20 protein-coding genes are annotated in these 16,508 nt (G+C 72.7%); 14 read left to right on the top strand and 6 right to left on the bottom strand.

Annotation, left to right across the window (positions count from 1 at the left end):
* The first annotated feature begins 169 nt into the window (after nucleotides 1–169).
* The 4 genes from ABZ562_RS23275 to ABZ562_RS23260 all read left to right on the top strand — a co-directional run bounded on the left by ABZ562_RS23275 (nucleotide 170) and on the right by ABZ562_RS23260 (nucleotide 4,533).
* Nucleotides 170–1,189 carry a LacI family DNA-binding transcriptional regulator gene (locus tag ABZ562_RS23275; protein WP_361482904.1) on the top strand — a complete coding sequence of 340 codons (1,020 nt, stop codon included), beginning with the start codon at nucleotides 170–172 and terminating at the stop codon, nucleotides 1,187–1,189.
* Nucleotides 1,190–1,259: 70 nt separating this feature from the next.
* Nucleotides 1,260–2,603 (top strand): sugar ABC transporter substrate-binding protein, encoded by a 1,344-nt coding sequence (locus ABZ562_RS23270; RefSeq protein ID WP_361482901.1) that lies wholly within the window; start codon nucleotides 1,260–1,262, stop codon nucleotides 2,601–2,603.
* Nucleotides 2,604–2,668: 65 nt separating this feature from the next.
* Entirely contained in the window at nucleotides 2,669–3,676 is a 1,008-nt protein-coding gene (locus tag ABZ562_RS23265; RefSeq protein WP_361482898.1) for a sugar ABC transporter permease, read from the top strand.
* Between the two features lie 5 nt (nucleotides 3,677–3,681).
* On the top strand, nucleotides 3,682–4,533 hold the full coding sequence (locus ABZ562_RS23260; RefSeq protein WP_361482895.1) for a carbohydrate ABC transporter permease: 852 nt from the start codon (nucleotides 3,682–3,684) through the stop codon (nucleotides 4,531–4,533).
* A gap of 10 nt (nucleotides 4,534–4,543) precedes the next feature.
* On the opposite strand, the gene ABZ562_RS23255 is transcribed toward ABZ562_RS23260, so the two are convergent.
* Both ABZ562_RS23255 and ABZ562_RS23250 read right to left on the bottom strand, forming a co-directional pair.
* Nucleotides 4,544–5,311 (bottom strand): maleylpyruvate isomerase N-terminal domain-containing protein, encoded by a 768-nt coding sequence (locus tag ABZ562_RS23255; protein ID WP_361482892.1) that lies wholly within the window; start codon nucleotides 5,309–5,311, stop codon nucleotides 4,544–4,546.
* Nucleotides 5,312–5,566: 255 nt separating this feature from the next.
* Nucleotides 5,567–7,015: an NAD(P)H-hydrate dehydratase gene (locus tag ABZ562_RS23250; protein WP_361482889.1), complete on the bottom strand. Its 1,449-nt coding sequence runs from the start codon at nucleotides 7,013–7,015 to the stop codon at nucleotides 5,567–5,569.
* Nucleotides 7,016–7,135: 120 nt separating this feature from the next.
* Here ABZ562_RS23250 and alr point away from each other — a divergent pair, with 120 nt between their 5' ends.
* The 4 genes from alr (at nucleotide 7,136) to ABZ562_RS23230 (ending at nucleotide 10,414) form a co-directional block, all read left to right on the top strand.
* Nucleotides 7,136–8,290: an alanine racemase gene (gene alr / locus ABZ562_RS23245; protein WP_361482886.1), complete on the top strand. Its 1,155-nt coding sequence runs from the start codon at nucleotides 7,136–7,138 to the stop codon at nucleotides 8,288–8,290.
* A gap of 2 nt (nucleotides 8,291–8,292) precedes the next feature.
* Entirely contained in the window at nucleotides 8,293–9,516 is a 1,224-nt protein-coding gene (locus ABZ562_RS23240) for an alpha/beta hydrolase (protein ID WP_361482883.1), read from the top strand.
* A 76-nt stretch (nucleotides 9,517–9,592) separates the two neighbouring features.
* On the top strand, nucleotides 9,593–10,087 hold the full coding sequence (gene tsaE, locus ABZ562_RS23235; protein WP_361482880.1) for a tRNA (adenosine(37)-N6)-threonylcarbamoyltransferase complex ATPase subunit type 1 TsaE: 495 nt from the start codon (nucleotides 9,593–9,595) through the stop codon (nucleotides 10,085–10,087).
* A gap of 141 nt (nucleotides 10,088–10,228) precedes the next feature.
* A complete protein-coding gene (locus tag ABZ562_RS23230; RefSeq protein ID WP_361482877.1) occupies nucleotides 10,229–10,414 on the top strand; it encodes a hypothetical protein in 186 nt (61 codons plus the stop codon).
* 34 nt (nucleotides 10,415–10,448) lie between these two features.
* Here the strand turns inward: ABZ562_RS23230 and ABZ562_RS23225 are convergent, their stop codons facing one another.
* Complete coding sequence (locus ABZ562_RS23225; RefSeq protein WP_361482874.1) at nucleotides 10,449–11,009, bottom strand: hypothetical protein; 561 nt, start codon at nucleotides 11,007–11,009, stop codon at nucleotides 10,449–10,451.
* A gap of 128 nt (nucleotides 11,010–11,137) precedes the next feature.
* Here ABZ562_RS23225 and tsaB point away from each other — a divergent pair, with 128 nt between their 5' ends.
* The 6 genes from tsaB (at nucleotide 11,138) to ABZ562_RS23195 (ending at nucleotide 14,987) form a co-directional block, all read left to right on the top strand.
* Nucleotides 11,138–11,812, top strand: coding sequence for a tRNA (adenosine(37)-N6)-threonylcarbamoyltransferase complex dimerization subunit type 1 TsaB (gene tsaB / locus ABZ562_RS23220; RefSeq protein ID WP_361482871.1), 675 nt, complete (start codon nucleotides 11,138–11,140; stop codon nucleotides 11,810–11,812).
* A 26-nt stretch (nucleotides 11,813–11,838) separates the two neighbouring features.
* Entirely contained in the window at nucleotides 11,839–12,330 is a 492-nt protein-coding gene (rimI, locus tag ABZ562_RS23215; RefSeq protein ID WP_361483086.1) for a ribosomal protein S18-alanine N-acetyltransferase, read from the top strand.
* Nucleotides 12,323–13,423: a tRNA (adenosine(37)-N6)-threonylcarbamoyltransferase complex transferase subunit TsaD gene (tsaD, locus tag ABZ562_RS23210; RefSeq protein WP_361482868.1), complete on the top strand. Its 1,101-nt coding sequence runs from the start codon at nucleotides 12,323–12,325 to the stop codon at nucleotides 13,421–13,423. Before rimI ends, tsaD begins: the two co-directional genes overlap by 8 nt.
* Complete coding sequence (locus ABZ562_RS23205; RefSeq protein ID WP_361482865.1) at nucleotides 13,420–13,674, top strand: hypothetical protein; 255 nt, start codon at nucleotides 13,420–13,422, stop codon at nucleotides 13,672–13,674. The genes tsaD and ABZ562_RS23205 overlap by 4 nt, the downstream gene beginning before the upstream one ends.
* 33 nt (nucleotides 13,675–13,707) lie before the next feature.
* Nucleotides 13,708–14,283: a hypothetical protein gene (locus ABZ562_RS23200; protein ID WP_361482862.1), complete on the top strand. Its 576-nt coding sequence runs from the start codon at nucleotides 13,708–13,710 to the stop codon at nucleotides 14,281–14,283.
* A gap of 80 nt (nucleotides 14,284–14,363) precedes the next feature.
* On the top strand, nucleotides 14,364–14,987 hold the full coding sequence (locus tag ABZ562_RS23195) for a hypothetical protein (protein ID WP_361482859.1): 624 nt from the start codon (nucleotides 14,364–14,366) through the stop codon (nucleotides 14,985–14,987).
* Between the two features lie 23 nt (nucleotides 14,988–15,010).
* Here the strand turns inward: ABZ562_RS23195 and ABZ562_RS23190 are convergent, their stop codons facing one another.
* From ABZ562_RS23190 to ABZ562_RS23180, 3 genes are all read right to left on the bottom strand, one after another.
* Nucleotides 15,011–15,325, bottom strand: a complete 315-nt coding sequence (locus ABZ562_RS23190; RefSeq protein WP_055557386.1) for a hypothetical protein — start codon at nucleotides 15,323–15,325, stop codon at nucleotides 15,011–15,013.
* Nucleotides 15,326–15,400: 75 nt separating this feature from the next.
* Complete coding sequence (locus ABZ562_RS23185) at nucleotides 15,401–15,604, bottom strand: DUF397 domain-containing protein (protein WP_361482856.1); 204 nt, start codon at nucleotides 15,602–15,604, stop codon at nucleotides 15,401–15,403.
* A gap of 27 nt (nucleotides 15,605–15,631) precedes the next feature.
* Nucleotides 15,632–16,483: a helix-turn-helix transcriptional regulator gene (locus ABZ562_RS23180; RefSeq protein WP_361482853.1), complete on the bottom strand. Its 852-nt coding sequence runs from the start codon at nucleotides 16,481–16,483 to the stop codon at nucleotides 15,632–15,634.
* Nucleotides 16,484–16,508: the final 25 nt, after the last annotated feature.

The following is a 16,508-nucleotide window of genomic DNA, read 5'->3' as shown; positions in this document are numbered from 1 at the left end:
TCGGCTCGCAGCGCTCAAACGCGTGCGCTGACCAGTGATTCCCGAAGGTCTCGTTTGAGAATTGGGCCAAGTAAAACTGAACGCAAACGCTTGCGCAATAGCGAGGCCGGGCTTACGGTCTCGTCACCCCCAGATCACACCGATGTGAAACCGACGGGAGAAAAGTGCCGTGACCGTCAGCATCACCGATGTCGCCCGCGCCGCCGGAGTCTCGGCGTCCACCGTGTCCCGCGCCCTGCGCGGTCGGCCGGGCGTCTCCGACGAGGTGCGGGCACAGATCACGGCCGTCGCCGTGCGGCTCGGCTACACGGCGTCCCGTTCGGCGTCCAGCCTGGCCAGCGGGCGCACCTTCACCATCGGGGTCGTGGTCCCGCACGTGGGCCGCTGGTTCTTCGGCACCGTGCTGGACGCCGCCGAGCGCGTGTTCAGCGCCGCCGGCTACGACGTCCTGCTGTACAACCTCGGCTCGCCCGAGACGCGCAAGCGCTTCTTCACCAAGATGCCGGTCCGCAAGCGGGTGGACGCCGTGCTGTCGCTGCTCATCCCCGACGAGGAGGAGTCGGCCGCGCTGCGTTCGCTCGGCGTACCGCTGGCCAGCACGGTCGGCGGAGCCCGTCCCGGCTTCACCGTCGTCGGCATCGACGACCGGGCCGGTGCGGAGAGCGCCGTACGGCATCTGGTGAACCTCGGCCACCGCCGGATCGGCATGATCAGCGGGGCGAGCGGGCCACAGCACTGGACCACGCCCATCGCGCGCCGCCAGGCGTACCTGGACGTGCTGGCCGAAGCCGGGATCGCGCACGATCCGGCGCTGGAGGCGGACGGGGACTACACCGTCGAGGGCGGCGAGCGGGCCATGACCGGACTCCTGGCCGCCTCCCGGCCGCCGACCGCGGTGTTCGCCCAGTCCGACGAGATGGCGATGGGCGCGCTGCGCGCCCTGCAACGGCACCGGCTGAAGGTGCCGGACGACGTGTCGGTCGTCGGCTTCGACGACCACGAACTGTCCGACGTCCTCGGGCTGACCACCGTCGCCCAGCCGGTGGCCGGTCAAGGCGCCGAGGCCGCCCGGCTGCTGCTGAGCCGGCTGGACGATCCCGACGCCGAACCGCCGGAGAAGGTGGACATGCCCATCCGTCTCGTCCTGCGCGAGACCACCGCACCGCCGCGCCCCCGCGGACCCCAGTAACCCGTCCCCCCCCAACGCCGGAAAGCGCCAGCGCACCACGAACCCTCGCACCGCACGGAGGCACGACACCATGAGCCCGACCAGCAGAAGGTACCGCCGTACGGCCTGTACGGGCCTGTCCCTCGCCCTGTCCCTCGCCGCCCTGGCCGCCTGCGGCGGCGGCAGCGGTGGCGACGCCTCCGCCTCGGCCGGCAGCGGCAAGGGCACCATCAGCGTCTGGGCCCACCAGGGTCAGAAGAGCGAGGACACGGCCCTCCAGAGCGCCGTGAAGTCCTTCAACTCCTCCCAGGACAAGATCAAGGTCGAGCTGAAGCTGATACCCGGCAACGACTACACCAAGACCATCACCGCCACCGACGCATCCGAGATGCCGGACGTGATGGAGTTCGACGGCCCCACGATGGCGAACTTCGTCTACAACAAGAAGCTCGCCCCGATCGACTCCTACGTCTCGGCCAAGACCCTGGCCAACGCCACCGATGCGAACAAGGCCCAGGGCGGGATCGGCGGCAAGCACTACGGCCTGGGCATGTACGACTCCGGGCTCGGAGTCTTCGGCAACAAGAAGCTGCTGGACGCGGCCGGGGTGAAGTACCCGACCGGCCTGTCCGACGACTGGACCGCGGACCAGTTCACCGCCGCGCTCAAGGCGCTCAAGGCCAAGGACGCGGGCGGCAAGGTGCTCGACCTCCAGGAGAGCACCGGCTACGCGAACGAATGGGGCACCTACGGCTTCGCCCCGGTCGTCTGGTCGGCCGGCGGCTCCCTGCTGAAGGACGGCAAAGCCGAAGGCGCCCTCGACTCGCCGGCCGTGGTGTCGGCGATGAAGACCTTCCACTCCTGGAAGCCGTACGTCGACCCCAACACCGACGGCAACGCCTTCGCCAAGGGCCGCGTCGCGCTGAGCTGGGTCGGCCACTGGATGTACCCCGCCTACAGCAAGGCACTCGGCAGCGACCTGGTCGTGCTGCCGCTGCCCGATTTCGGCAACGGACCCAAGGCCGGCCAGGGCTCCTGGGCCTGGGGCATCGGCGCGGGCTCCAAGAACGGCAAGGCCGCCGGCGCCTTCCTCGACTACCTCCTGAACGACACCAACGTCACGGCGATGACGAAGGCCAACGGCGCCCCGCCCGCGACGAAGACCGCGCTCGCCGCGAGCCCCCTCTACAAGCGGGGCGGCCCGCTCCAGCTCTTCGCCGACCAACTCGCCAAGCCCTGCGGCGACAGCGACATCACCAAGTCCTGCGTCGCCGTGACCCGCCCGGTCAGCGCCGGATACCCCACGATCACCGCCAAGTTCAGCGACGCCCTGAGCGCCGTCTACGGCGGCGCCGCCCCCAAGAGCGCCCTGTCCAAGGCCGCCCGCGCCATCGACCGGGACTTCTCCGACAACGCCGGCTACAAGATCCCGTAGGACGCATCGGCCGGGGCGGCCCCCTTTGGCGGCGCGTCCGCCCCCGGCCGGGAACAGGAACCCCTGTGAAGACCGTGGAACCCGCGCACACCACGCTCCCCGGCAGGTCGGACGGCCCGCCCGTGACCTCCGCGCAGTCCGCGCGGCCGCAGCGTCCGGCGCGTTCAGGGCCCAGGAACCGCGACTGGTTGCACGGGCTGCTCATGTCCGCGCCCGCCGTCGCCGGCCTCATCGCCTTCGTCGGCATCCCCTTCGGCTACGCCCTCGTCCTCTCCTTCTACAACGTGCGCCTCGGCTCGCCGCTGGCCCCTGAGTTCTTCGGTCTGGAGCAGTACCGGCGGCTGTTCACCGACCCCGACCTGTCCGGCCCGTTCCTGCGGGCCCTGCTGAACAACCTGACCTTCGCCGTGGTCGTCGTACCGCTCCAGACGGGCCTGGCGCTCGCCCTCGCGATCCTCCTCAACCGCAAGCTGAAGGCGATCGGTCTGTTCCGGTCCCTGTTCTTCATGCCGGTCGTCTTTCCCATGACGCTGGTCGCCGTCATCTGGCGGCTCATCCTCGCCCGCAGCGACGAGGGGCTGCTCAACTCCGCGCTGCACGCGGTGACCTTCGGCAACTGGGGCGCCTTCGACTGGCTCGGCGACACCGCCACCGCCATGGCCTCGATCATCGTGCTGTCCATCTGGCAGGGCGTCGGCTTCCAGATGGTCATCCTGCTCGCCGGCCTCCAGCAGATTCCCGGAGAGCTCTACGAGGCCGCCGAACTGGACCGGGCCTCGCGCTGGCAGCAGTTCCGGCACGTCACCCTGCCCGGCATCCGCGGCACCCTCGTCTTCGTCGCGATGCTCACCTCGGTGCTGTCCTTCCGCGTCTTCGACCAGGTCTACGTCCTCACCCATGGCGGCGGCCTCGACGAGGACGCCACCCGCACCGTGATGTACCAGGCCGTCACCACCGCCTTCGACCAGAACAACATCGGCCAGGCGTCCGCGATCACCGTCGTCTTCTTCCTGATCGTCGTCGTCCTGACCCTCATCCAGCGCCGCGTCGTCCGGCCCGACAACGAGGACTGAGAGCCATGGCCACGACCCACGCGCCGCGCCGCCGGCTGCGCCACCTCGCCGACTACGCCGTCCTCGGTGTTCTGGCGTTCGTCTTCATCCTGCCCGTCCTGTACCTGCTCCTGGGCAGCCTCAAGCCCTCCGACGAGGTGCTGAACGGCCTGACCGGCTTCCTCCCCACCCACCTGACCTTCGACAACTACGCACATGTGCTGACTGCCCTGAACTCCGACAGCACCGGTTACTTCTGGCGCTTCATGGGCATCTCGCTGCTGGTGTCGTTCGTGGTCGTGACCGGCGGCCTCTTCGTCAACTCGATGGCGGCGTACGGCATGTCACGACTGAAGTGGCGCGGCCGGGATGCCGTCTTCACGCTCGTCCTGCTGCTGATGCTGGTGCCGTTCGAGTCGGTGGCCGTGCCGCTCTTCTACATGTTCAACGACCAGCGCAACACCCTCTACATCCAGGCGATCCCGTTCATCGCCAACGCCTTCTCGGTCTACCAGTTCCACACGTTCTTCCGGAAGATCCCGCCCAGCATCGAAGAAGCCGCCCGACTGGATGGCGCGGGCCCCTGGCGCACCTTCTTCGCGATCATCATCCCCATGTCGAAACCGGTGTTCGCCTCCGTCGCGATCCTCACCTTCCTCATGCAGTGGGGCTCGTTCCTCTGGCCGGTGCTGATGGTCTCCGACCCGTCCGTCCGTCCCCTGCCCCTGGAGATGAGCGTCTTCCAGGGACAACAGCCCCCGGACTGGGGACAGATCCTCGCCTTCGGCGTCCTCCTCGTCCTGCCCGTCCTGATCGTCTTCGCCTTCTTCCAGCGCTGGTTCGTCCAAGGCGTCGCCAGCTCCGCGGTCAAGGGGTGAGCACCTGGCGTCATTGCAGCCAGAACCCCGAACGCGTCAGCCACAGGTCGAACAGCGCCGTGTCGCCCGTGACCTCCACACCGGGGGCGGGCCGCCGGTAGACCAGCAGGAGCAGATCCGTCAGGGTGCCCCGGGCCTCGACGGTGGCCTGCCCGCCGGTGTCGCGCAGGACGGGGGCGTCGCCGGTGAGGTCGACCAGCCACTCGGCGCCCGCGTCGGTGGCCTGAAGACGAAGCACGCGGCCGGGGCCGAGGAGGGCGGGGTCGCCCTCGTACGCCTCGGGCAGCGTGCTGTACGTCAGCCACTCGTCGAGGGCGTCGAGGGCGACGTCGTGGGCCAGGTGGAACGCGGCGCCGACGGCGAGGGCGGCGTCCGCCCGGTGCACCACCGTCTCGTGCGTCATCCGGCGCGCCCACCACATCGCGGTCTCGCCGGGACCCGGGCTCCACACCGGCGTATTGGGTCCGGCGTCGCGCAGCGCGTCGGCCAGCCGCCCGGCGCCGTCGCCGAGCTGGGCGCTCAGGGCGACGGGGTCCTCGCCGGTGCGGCGGGGGACGTCGTTGACCGGGTCGTCCGACACCGCCTCGGCCGCCCGGGTCCGTACGGCCGTCTCGGCCCACCCATGGGCACCGCCGAGGTGGCGCACGAGCTGGCCGAGGTCCCAGCCCGGGCAGGACGGAACCGGGGCCGCCGGGTCGGCCCCCGCCAGATACGCCCTCAACAGGCCGGTCTGCTCGACGATTTCGGCGCGGCAGCGGTCGAAGCCCAGAAGAGTCACCCGGCCACGTTAGGACCGCAGCTCCTCGGCGTCATCCGGATTTCGGGCCGGGCCCCCACCGGCGGGTGGCCGCCGACGATTCGGGAGGGGGCGGGGTCGCAGGGGGGTGGGGTCCTGGACGCTGACGTGTATGTGTGGCGCCGATTGGCCGGCGTTCACGACACGTTCTCCGTCAGCGGCGCCGTAAATATACGGTCCAGGGCCCTGCCCCGGAGGCCTCGCACCCGGCCCCCGAGGCAATCCCGGCGGCGCCCCTCAGCCGAGCACGTCCCGCCACGCCTCCGGGACGGCCGCCGCGACGTCGTACGCCGCGATGGGGGCGCCCGCCGGGGCGGTGGTGCGGCGGGCGGCCAGGCCGTGGAGGTAGGCGCCGGTGGAGGCGGCGTCGCGGGCGGGGAGGCCGGTGGCGAGGAGGGAGCCGGTGAGGCCGGAGAGGACGTCGCCGCTGCCCGCGGTGGCGAGCCAGCCGGTGCCGGTGGGGTTGACGCGCACGGGGTGGCCGGGGGAGGCGATGAGGGTGGTGGAGCCCTTGAGCAGCACGGTGGCGCCGTACTTGTCGGACAGGGCCCGTACGGCGGCGAGCCGGCCGGACTCGACCTCCTCGCGGCTCGTCCCGAGCAGCGCGGCGGCCTCGCCCGCGTGCGGGGTGAGGACGGTGGCCGCGGTGCGGCCGTGGAGGCCGCCGGAGGGGAGGAGGTGGAGGCCGTCGGCGTCGACGAGGACGGGGACGTCGGAGCCGAGGACGTCGTCCAGGGAGTGCCGGGCGGCGGCGCCGTCGCCGAGGCCGGGGCCGACGACCCAGGACTGGACGCGGCCCGCCTTGGCCGGGGGCCCGGTGTGGACGAGGGTTTCGGGGAAGCGCGCGATGACGGTGTCGGCGCCGGGGCCGACGTACCGTACGGCGCCCGCGCCGCCGCGCAGGGCGCCCGCGACGGCGAGGACGGCGGCGCCCGGGTAGCGGGCGGAGCCCGCGACGACGCCGACGACGCCGCGCCGGTACTTGTCGCTCTCGGCGGTGGGGTGGGGGAGGAGGGCGGCTACGTCCTCGTGCTGGAGGGCTTCGGCGTCAGGGGTGGAGGGGAGATACGGCCCCAGGCCGATGTCGACGAGGCGGAGGGCGCCCGCGTGCTCGTGCGCGGGGTCGATGAGCAGCCCGGGCTTGTACGTGCCGAAGGTGACGGTGGCGCCGGCGCGCACCGCCGTGCCCCGCACCTCGCCGGTGTCGGCGTCGACGCCGCTGGGGAGGTCGACGGCGACGACGGTGCCGCGCACCAGCCGGACCAGCCGCTCGGCTTCCTCCCGCAGGCCGCCCTTGCCGCCGATGCCGACGATGCCGTCGAGGACGAGGTCGGCCTGGGCGAGGGCGCGCTCGGCGAGAGCGCCGGAGTCGGCGGTCACCGCGCGGCCGCCCGCCGCGCGCAGGGCGCGCAGGCCCCCGGGGTGGGCGCGGTCGGGGGCGAGCAGGACGGCGGTGACGCCGGCGCCGCGCCGGGCTAGCCGGGCGCCGGCGTAGAGCGCGTCACCGCCGTTGTCGCCGCTGCCGGTCAGCAGGGCGACGCGGGCCCCGTAGACCCGGTGCAGCAGGTCGGCGCAGGCGGCGGCGAGTCCGGCTGCCGCGCGCAGCATGAGTGTTCCTTCGGGCAGCCGCGCCATCAGGTCCTGTTCAGCGGCTCGTACGGTCTCGACGCTGTAGGCGATCCTCATGGCCATAGTCTCCCGAACGGAGGGCACTCCTCGCTTGGAAGCGCGCACTCCGGTCCACTCCGGAAGCACACATTCCGGTACATCCTCCGGTGCGCCGATCGGCCTGAGACACTGACGGAGATGGACGAGACACCGATGCGCGCCCGTGCCGTGGTCGATCTGACCGCCCTGCGGGACAACGTTCGGGTGCTGCGTGAAGCGGCGCCCACCGCCGAGCTGATGGCCGTGGTCAAGTCGGACGGCTATGGCCACGGCGCGGTGCCGTGCGCGCGCGCCGCCCGCGCGGCGGGCGCGGGCTGGCTGGGCACGGCCACGCCGGAGGAGGCGCTGGCGCTGCGCGCGGCGGGCGACCAGGGCCGGTTGATGTGCTGGCTGTGGACGCCCGGCGGCCCGTGGCGGCAGGCGATCGAGGCGGACATCGACGTGTCGGCCAGCGGGGTGTGGGCGCTGCGCGAGGCCGCGACCGCCGCCCGGACGGCAGCGCGCACCGCGCGCGTCCAGCTCAAGGCCGACACCGGGCTCGGCCGCAACGGCTGCCCGCCCGCCGACTGGCCGGAGCTGATCGCCGAGGCCCGGGCCGCGGAGGCGGAGGGCACGATCCGGGTGACCGGGCTGTGGTCGCACTTCGCGTGCGCGGACGAGCCGGGCCACCCGTCGATCGCCGCCCAGCTGACCGTCTTCCGCGAGATGCTGGACCAGGCGGAGCGGGCGGGGCTGCGGCCGGAGGTGCGCCACCTGGCGAACTCCGCGGCGACCCTGACCGTGCCCGAGTCGCACTTCGACCTGGTGCGCACCGGAATCGCCCTGTACGGGATCTCGCCCAGCCCGGAGCTGGGCGGGCCCGCCGACTTCGGGCTGCGCCCGGTGATGACGCTGAAGGCCTCGCTGGCCGCGGTGAAGCGGGTGCCGGGCGGGCACGGCGTCTCCTACGGGCACCGTTACGTCACCCCGGGGGAGACCACCCTCGCGCTGGTGCCGCTCGGCTACGGAGACGGCATCCCGCGGCACGCCTCGGGCACCGGCCCGGTGCTGGTCGCGGGCAAGTGGCGGACCATCGCGGGCACCGTGGCGATGGACCAGTTCGTGGTCGACCTCGGCGGCGACAGCGCGGAGCCGGGGGACGAGGCGGTGCTGTTCGGCCCCGGTGACCACGGGGAGCCGACGGCGGAGGACTGGGCGCGGTCCGTGGGGTCGATCGCGTATGAGATCGTCACCCGCATCAGCGCGCGGGTCCCGCGCGTTTATGTGGGTGACCTCGGGGGCACAGGGATCTGACCATGGGCGAGGACAGCACGGTGGAGACGGCGACGAAGGTCGCGGCGGGGGCCACGGCCGTGGGCTGGCGCCGGGGCGCCGGGTTCGCGGGAGCCGCGATCGGCGTGGTCGCGGCGGGCGCCGCGATGGGCGTCGCCCTGGAGCGGCTGACGGTCGGCCGCGGAGTGAGGCGCAAGGCGCGGCTGGCGCTGGACGCGGAGGGCCCGTACGGCACCCTGCGCGGCGTCCCCGGCCGGGCGGTCGCCGACGACGGCACGGAGCTGTACTACGAGGTCGAGGAGATACGCGAGCCGGCCGCGCCCGCCCGCCGCAAGCGCCGGTTCGCGCGCCGGGCGGCCACCGCGCCGGTGACCGTGATCTTCAGCCATGGCTACTGCCTCGGCCAGGACTCCTGGCACTTCCAGCGGGCCGCGCTGCGCGATGTGGTCCGCACCGTCTACTGGGACCAGCGCTGCCACGGCCGGTCCCAGCGCGGCTGCTCCCAGACGAACGGCACCCAGGTCACGATCGACCAGCTGGGCCGCGATCTGAAGGCCGTGATCGACGCGGCGGCGCCCGAGGGGCCGCTGGTGCTGGTCGGCCATTCCATGGGCGGCATGACGATGATGGCGCTGGCCGCCCAGTACCCGGAGCTGATCCGCGAGCGGGTGGTCGGCGCGGCGTTCGTCGGTACGTCGGCGGGGCGGCTCGGCGAGGTCAGCTTCGGCCTCCCGGTGGTCGGCATGAACGCGGTGCGGCGGGTGCTGCCCGGGCTGCTCAAGGCGCTCGGCTGGCAGGTGGAGCTGGTGGAGCGGGGCCGCCGGGCGACCGCGGACCTCTTCGCGGGGCTGATCAAGCGCTATTCGTTCGGGACGAAGGACGTGGACCCGGGGGTGGCCCGGTTCGCGGAGCGGCTGATCGAGGCGACGCCGATCGATGTGGTCGCCGAGTTCTACCCGGCGTTCATCGCCCACGACAAGGCGGCGGCGCTGCCGTCCTTCGACGGGGTTCCGGTGCTGGTGCTGGCCGGGGACAAGGATCTGATCACGCCGATGGAGCACAGCGAGGCCATCGCGGAGCTGCTGCCGGGCGCGGAGCTGGTGGTCGTGGAGGACGGCGGCCATCTGGTGATCCTGGAGCACCCCGAGGTGGTCAACGGGCATCTGGCCGAGCTGCTGACCCAGGTGGTGGGCGGCGCCGGGGGCGTCTCCGGGGACGGCGCGGGCCGCCGCTCGGCCCGGGGGTAGCGGCCGCGGCGGCGGCTGTTCGGCCGGGGGCCGAGGCGGCACGTACCGCGTTCCCGGGGCCCGTACCATCGCCGGTATGGACGTAGGCACGCGCATGACCGTCACCTCGCCCGAGCAGATGCGGGACCTGGGCCGCCGGCTCGCCAAGCTGCTGCGCCCCGGCGACCTGGTGCTCCTCACCGGGGAGCTGGGCGCGGGCAAGACCACGCTGACCCGGGGCCTGGGCGAGGGCCTGGGCGTACGGGGCGCGGTCACCTCGCCCACCTTCGTGATCGCCCGCGTCCACCCCTCCCTGTCCGACGGCCCGCCGCTGGTGCACGTCGACGCCTACCGGCTGGGCGGGGGCCTGGAGGAGATGGAGGACCTGGACCTGGACGTCTCGCTGCCGGATTCGGTGATCGCGGTGGAGTGGGGCGAGGGCAAGGTCGAGGGGCTGTCCGAGGACCGGCTGCACGTGGTGATCGAGCGGACGGCGGGCACGGACGCGCAGGAGAGCGACGTGCGCGGCGTCGCCGTGACCGGCGTGGGGCCGCGCTGGGCGGACGAGGACCTGGCGTCGCTGGCGGGCTGAGCGCCGGGGAGATTCGGGAAGAGTTTTCCGACAGGCCGTCGGCATGATGTTGCACTCCGGGCATCGGACGTGGTCACATGGAAAGGGAAGCGTGGTTAGGCGTGCCTAACCGCCTGCCCCCAGGACCCTCAGGAGGCATCCATGTCGGCCCACGAACCCACCGCCCTGGACGACCCCCGGCGCGATGACCGGTCACCGTCGATGAGGGACCTGCTGGCGGCCTGCGCGGCGGCGAGCGCCGTCTCCACCCCACCGGCGGAGGCCCCCGCCGACGCCCCCTCCGCCGTGGAGCCACGGCGGGACGGCCCGGAGCGCGACGCGGCGTAGCCGGCCCCGCGAGGGGTTGCTCGACAGCGGGGCGTTACTTGATCACGACGACCTTCGTGCCCGGCTGCGCGAACTCCCACAGCGCCGTGCCGTCCGCCCGGGACTCCCGCACCGCGCCGGTCTTCTTCTGCGCCTGCGGGTCGGGCATCGTCCCGTCCATGGCCGCACTGAAACCGAACGTGACTCCCCCGTCCTGGTGAAACACCACGATGTGCTCCACCTGCACCCCGTCCGACCCGACACCGCTCGGGTTACGGGAGGTGACCTGGTACGTGCCGGGGTCGGGGCTCGCCGAGCTGGCGCCCACCGGGAAGGTGCGGGTGGCCTTGCCGTCGGCGCCGACCAGCCAGACCCGGCTGTCGCCCAGGGCGTAGACGACGCGCTCACCGGTGCCGGAGCCCCCGGGCAGCGCGGTGGACTTCTTCGCCGCCTTGTCCTTCGTCCTGCCCTTGGCGTCGTTGGCGTGCGAGCTGCGCCGCTCCTGGGTGCGGTGGTCGGGTGCGGTGGCCTTGGCCTGGTAGCCGAGAAAGCCGACGGCCCCCAGCGCGGCCGCGGTCAGAACGGCCACGGCGGGCCCGGTGCTGCTCCTTGGCACGGTGGCCACCCTCTCCTGCGGTCAGTACGTGCTTACCGCCCGTACGCACTTCCTGACGACGGTAGCACCGGTGGACGGCCGCGACCGGTCCACCGCGACCGCCTCCCGGGGCGCCGTAGGCTGTCCTCGTGCTGTTGCTCGCGCTTGATACCGCCACCCCCGCCGTCACCGTCGCGCTCCACGACGGCGCCGAAGTCCTCGCCGAGACCGCCGAGGTCGACGCCCGGCGCCACGGCGAGCTGCTGCTGCCCGCCGTCCACCGGACCCTGCGGACGGCGGGCGTGGAGCTGGGCGCCGTGACGCGGATCGTCGTCGGCGTCGGCCCGGGCCCGTACACCGGGCTGCGCGTCGGGCTGGTCACGGCCGCCACCTTCGGGGCCGCGCTGAACGTACCCGTGCACGGGCTGTGCACGCTGGACGGGATCGCGTACGCCGCCGGGCGGGCCGGGCTCACCGGCCCCTTCGTGGTGGCCACCGACGCCCGCCGCAAAGAGGTGTACTGGGCGCGGTACGACGACCCGCTGACCCGCGTCACCGACCCCGCCGTGGACCACCCCGCCGACCTCACCGAGCGGCCCGGCGTCGCCGGGCTCCCGGCCGTCGGCGCGGGCGCCCTGCTCTACCCGGACGCCTTCGCCGCCGTCCCGCCGGGCATGCCCGAGCACCAGTCGGCGGGCGCGCTGGCCTCCGTCGCCGCCGGGAAGCTGGCGCGCGGCGAGGAGCTGCTGCCCGACCGGCCGCTCTATCTGCGCCGCCCCGACGCCCAGGTGCCCGCCAACTACAAGGTGGTCACCCCCAAGTGACGGACACGACCCCCGTGCTGCGCGAGATGCGCTGGTGGGACATCGACCGGGTGCTGGCGCTGGAAGAGGACCTGTTCCCCGAGGACGCCTGGTCGCCCGGCATGTTCTGGTCCGAGCTGGCGCACGCCCGCGGCGGCGCCGCGACCCGCCACTACACGGTCGCCGAGGACGGCGGGGCGATAGTCGGCTACGCCGGGCTGGCCGTCTTCGACCGCACCGGCGACGTCCAGACCATCGCCACCGCCCGCGACCACTGGGGCACCGGCCTCGGCGCCCGCCTCCTCACCGACCTGCTCACCGCCGCGACCGCCTTCGAATGCCGCGAAGTGCTCCTCGAAGTGCGCGTCGACAACACCCGCGCCCAGCGCCTCTACGAGCGCTTCGGCTTCGAGCCCATCGGCATCCGCAAGGGCTACTACCAGCCCGGCAACGTCGACGCGCTGGTCATGCGCCTGACCGGCCCGGCGGCGACCCTCGCGACCCCCTCATCCGTACAAGGAACGAAGACCCATGGCTGACGAACCGCTCGTTCTCGGCATCGAGACCTCCTGCGACGAGACCGGCGTCGGGATCGTCCGCGGCCACACCCTGCTCGCCGACGCGATCGCCTCCAGCGTCGACGAACACGCCCGCTTCGGCGGCGTCGTCCCCGAGGTCGCCAGCCGCGCCCACCTGGAGGCGATGGTCCCGACCATCCGGCGCGCCCTGAAGGACGCCGGAGTCGCCGCCTCCGACCTCGACGGCATCGCCGTCACCGCCGGTCCCGGCCTCGCGGGCGCCCTGCTCGTCGGCGTCTCGGCCGCCAAGGCGTACGCCTACGCCCTCGGCAAGCCGCTGTACGGCGTCAACCACCTCGCCTCCCACATCTGCGTCGACCAGCTCGAGCACGGCGCGCTGCCCGAGCCGACCATGGCGCTGCTGGTCAGCGGCGGCCACTCCTCGCTGCTCCTCGCCCCCGACATCACCGCCGACGTACGGCCGCTGGGCTCGACCATCGACGACGCGGCGGGCGAGGCGTTCGACAAGATCGCCCGGGTGCTGAACCTCGGCTTCCCCGGCGGCCCCGTCATCGACCGCATCGCCCGCGACGGCGACCCCGACGCGATCGCCTTCCCGCGCGGGCTCACCGGCCCGCGCGACGCCGCCTACGACTTCTCCTTCTCCGGCCTCAAGACGGCCGTCGCCCGCTGGATCGAGGCCAAGCGGGCGGCGGGCGAGGAGGTTCCGGTCGCCGACGTCTCGGCCTCCTTCCAGGAGGCGGTGGCCGACGTCCTGACCCGCAAGGCCGTCCGCGCCTGCAAGGACGAGGGCGTCGACCACCTGATGATCGGCGGCGGCGTCGCCGCCAACTCCCGGCTGCGGGCCATGGCCGAGCGCCGCTGCGAGGACGCGGGCATCACCCTGCGCGTGCCGCGCCCCAAGCTGTGCACGGACAACGGTGCGATGGTCGCCGCCCTCGGCGCGGAGATGGTCGCGCGCGGCCGGTCCGCCTCCGCCTGGGACCTGTCGGCCGACTCCTCCCTCCCGGTGACGGACCCCCACGTCCCGGCGCCCGCCTCCCACGACCATGACCATGTGCACGAGCTGAGCCGGAAGAACCTCTACGCATGACCGTCGCCCTGATGTGGGAGGCCCGCGCCGTCGAGGGCCGGGGCGAGGACCTGCTCGCCTGGGCCGCGGGTCAGCCCCTGGACCCCGCGCCGCTGCGCCGCGAGACCTTCCGCGCGCCCGAGGACCGGGTGCTCGTGATCACGTGGTGGGACGGCACGTACGACACCCCGGGCCTTCCCGAACTCCCCGAGCCGGGACCGGAACTGGCGCGCCGGGCGGTCCACCGGTGGCGCTTCGAGTCGGTCGGGTAGCGGGACCAGCACGCCGTTCCACCGCGAGACACCATGACATTCACCTTCACCCGCGACCTCGACTCCAAGCGCTACCTCCTGCGCCCTCGGGGCTCTGACCCGCTCCACGTGCGCCGTGGCGCCCCCGACGGCCGTCCCCCTCCCGAGGGGTGCAAGCCGCGTTTCGTCATCGCCGCCGACGCTGCCGGGGCCTCGCCGCTCGCCGTGGTCGTCCGGAAGGGCGACCGCCGCCTCGCCGTGCTCACCTCCGACCACGAACTCCTCGCCGAACTGCTCCTGCCGCCGCGGAAGACGCGGTGGCGGCGTCCGTACGAGATCCACCTGCCCGACGGGACGGTGCTGCGGGGGCGGGAGGGGACGGTGCCGTCGCTGCTCCTGTGCGCGGTGCTGCTGCCGCTGGTCCTTCTGTACCTGGTCGGCCTGGCGCTGTCGGACATGCCCGCCGCCAGTATCGGCGCCCCGCTGCGGACGGCCTGGAAGCGGCAGGGGGCGTCTATCGCCCGGGCGGTCATGACCGAGTCCGTGCGCGGCCGGTTCCGGGTCCGGGACGACGGGCTGGACCACCGGGTGGCGTACGCGCAGGCGGTGGCGAAGTACTGGAAGGGGTGACCGGCCGACAGGACCGCGGTTCCCGGGAGCCGCGGAGGAATGAAGTTCATGCCTCCGGGAGAACTGAGAGACTGCGTTCCATGACCCCGCCCGACGCCCTGCCACCGCCCCCGCCCGCCCCGGACATGCGTCCGTGGCCCGACCGCGCCGGGCTGCTCGCCGACCGGGCGCGCGCGATGGGGACGCTGGCGCGGTGGTACATGGCGCCGCACCGGGCGCTGCTGCTGTGGCTGCTGACGCTGGTGTTCGCGCTGGGATGGACGCTGGCGGTGTCGGGGTTCCAGTTCCTGGTGACCGGCGAGATCGTCGAGCACATCCTCGGCGTGATCTTCCTCGGGCTGGCGCTGGGCGCCACCGTTCCGTCCAGCCTGGGCCTGGCCTCGGGCATCCGGCGGGACGTGTTCGTCGGCGCGCGGCTGCGGGACTGGGCCGAGCTGGGGCGCGATCCGCAGACGCTGCCGCACTGGAGGGTGTCGGGCAGCGCGCTGCTGTGGCTGCTGCCGTCGCTGCTGCTGTGCTGCCTCGGGCTGGTGCTGGGGGCGTCCACGGCGATGTCGGACCTCGGGGCGGAGACGTTCCGGGTGGCGATGGGGATCGCCGTCGTCTTCGCGGCGGCGGGCGGCCTGGGCCTGGTCAAGGCGATCGGCTACTACCGTCTGGTCAGCCGCGAACTCAGCCCCGACGACGCCGAGGGAACCGACTGACGTAAGCCCGGCTCGGTACCACCTCAGTCGGACGACCGCTGCATCGACTGGAAGCGGTGCAGCAGGTCCAGATACCGCTCGCCCAGGCTCTCGCCGCGCCGCTTCGTCGCGTCCTCGACGTGCAGCAGCATCTGCCGGACGCGGGCCGCGTCCCGGTAGGCGTCCCGCTGGAGCTTCTTGTGCGCGGTCGCCGCGGGGCCCTTCCAGTCGTCGCCGACCGTCTTCGCCAACTGGTCGAGGCCTTCGACCGTCTCCTCCAGGTAACGCAGCATCTCCTCCACATCCTGAAGGAGATCGGACAGTTCCTGATCCGATACCGGTCGCTTCTCGTCACTCATGTTCCATGCCCCTGCCACCTCCGGTCCGGCCCCTCAGCGGGATGATCGTGCCATGACCGGGGCCCGTCCGGAGGGCTAGCCCGCAAGGTGGTCGAACTCGCCCGCCTTGATGGCATCCAGAAGGGGCCGCAGCTTCGCGGGGGTGGTGGTCATCACGGTGCCGGGCTCGTCGCTTTCGCGCAGCGCTATGGCGCCGGGTCCCAGGGCGGCGAGTTCTATGCAGGAGTTGCCGTCGCCTTGCGTGGAGTACGAGGACTTCTGCCAGTTGATCTCAGACATGTCTTTGCCTTCAGGGGTGTCTTGCCGTCAGAGACGTTGGGCGATGCCGTGGATCATGTCACGTGACTCCTTCTGGGGGAGGGTCACTTTCATGGTCCGGGCCAGCACCGCCCGGTGGTTGGTCAGCTGGGTCTGGGCGTCCAGGAACATGGGGCCGTGCGCGGCGTCGAGCTGCACGGTGTCCAGTTGCGGCACCGGGCCCGAGGCATAGGTGACCGATACGCCGGAGACCGGAAACCCGCCCGCCTCGAACGGGATGACCCGCACGGTGACATTCTTCCGCGTCGAGGCCTCCAGCAGGCTGTCCAGCTGTCTGCGCATGAGCTGCGGTCCGCCGAGCCGCATGCGCAGACAGGCCTCGTGGATGATGAAGGTGCACGGCGGAGGATCGTCCCGGTCGAGGATGTCCCGCCGCTTCATCCGGTGGGACAGCCTGCGCCTCATCTCGGCCGGCGACCACGCCGGAACGGCCTCGGCGAGCACGGCCCGTGCGTACTCCTCGGTCTGCAACAGCCCCGGCAGGAACATCAGCTCGACCACGCGCAGGCTCGTGGCGTAGTACTCCAGCTCGGCGAGGTCGAGCCCGCCGGTGGCGATATGGCCCCGGTACTCCTCCCACCAGCCGCCCTTGCGCTCGCGGGTCATGGCGACGAGCGCGTCGACGTACGCGTGGTCGGGGCAGGTGTAGATGGCGGCGAGGGCGCGCACCCGCTCCTCGCTCACCCCGAAGCGGGCCAGCTCCAGGTTGGTGATGTGGGTGCGGTTGATGCCCAGCCGGTCGGCGGCCTCCTGGATGCTGAGTCCCGCGCCCTCGCGCATCCTCCTCAGTTCTGTTCCGAGCCGGACTTGACGCGCGGTCGGGACGCTTCTGGGTGGCATGACCCTCCGTAACCCTTAAGGAGTA

It is taken from the genome of Streptomyces sp. NPDC019937 (assembly GCF_040631655.1).
Lineage (GTDB): Bacteria > Actinomycetota > Actinomycetes > Streptomycetales > Streptomycetaceae > Streptomyces.
This window is presented reverse-complemented; position numbering and strand designations above follow the sequence as displayed.